Genomic DNA, 682 nt, shown 5'->3' with positions numbered 1-682 from the left:
GACTTGTTCGGGAAGTAGTTGTAGAGGCTTGCACTGGTCACATTCGCGGTGCGGGCGATCTCACGAATCGTTGCCCGCGCGTACCCCGCCGCGGCCACGCACCGCATGGTGGCGACGATGATCCGCTGGCGAGTCTTTTCGCCACTGGCACCGACCGGCCGCCCGCGCTGCGTCCGAATCACGGTGCTGCCTCCACTGATCGCATCCCGTCCGCCGACCGATGGCGCCGACGAATTGAATATAATCGGACGATCGATTTGTTGTTGGCGCGGAGGTGCCCGGTGCGTGACCGACAAACCCCCGAGGCACCATGACTGTCACTCCGCCGCAACTGGGCCGCCCGGTGGGCGCCGACGGCGAGCAGACCCGGGCGCGAATCATCGCCGCGGCGATGCGCTGTGTCGGTGAGGCGGGCTATACCCGCGCGACGATTCGGGAGATCGCCCGAACCGCGGAGATGACCAGCGGCAGCCTGTATCACTACTTTGCGAACAAGTCCGAGTTGTTAGACGCCACCGTCAGCGAGATGGACCAGATCGCGCTTCCCAGGCTGCGGGCGGCCGCCGCGCAGTCCGACCACATCGTCGATCGCCTCGTTGCGGTGTTCGACGAATCGGGCCGGCTGATGCGCGAGTACCCCGACCTGGCGGCGTTCGAGTGGGTGCTCCGGGCGGAGAACGCG

At 66.6% G+C, this 682-nt stretch carries 2 protein-coding genes; one reads left to right on the top strand and one right to left on the bottom strand.

Annotation, left to right across the window (positions count from 1 at the left end):
• Nucleotides 1–182, bottom strand: a 182-nt coding sequence (locus A5652_RS26445) for a TetR/AcrR family transcriptional regulator (RefSeq protein WP_156745167.1), incomplete at its 3' end; no start/stop codon positions are given.
• 128 nt (nucleotides 183–310) lie between these two features.
• Here A5652_RS26445 and A5652_RS05115 point away from each other — a divergent pair.
• A partial coding sequence (locus A5652_RS05115) for a TetR/AcrR family transcriptional regulator (RefSeq protein ID WP_156745166.1) occupies nucleotides 311–682 on the top strand: 372 nt, incomplete at its 3' end.

It is taken from the genome of Mycobacterium sp. 1165178.9 (genome assembly GCF_001673555.1).
GTDB lineage: Bacteria > Actinomycetota > Actinomycetes > Mycobacteriales > Mycobacteriaceae > Mycobacterium.
Note: the sequence above shows the minus strand (reverse complement) of the source record. Positions and strands in the feature narration are given on the sequence as shown.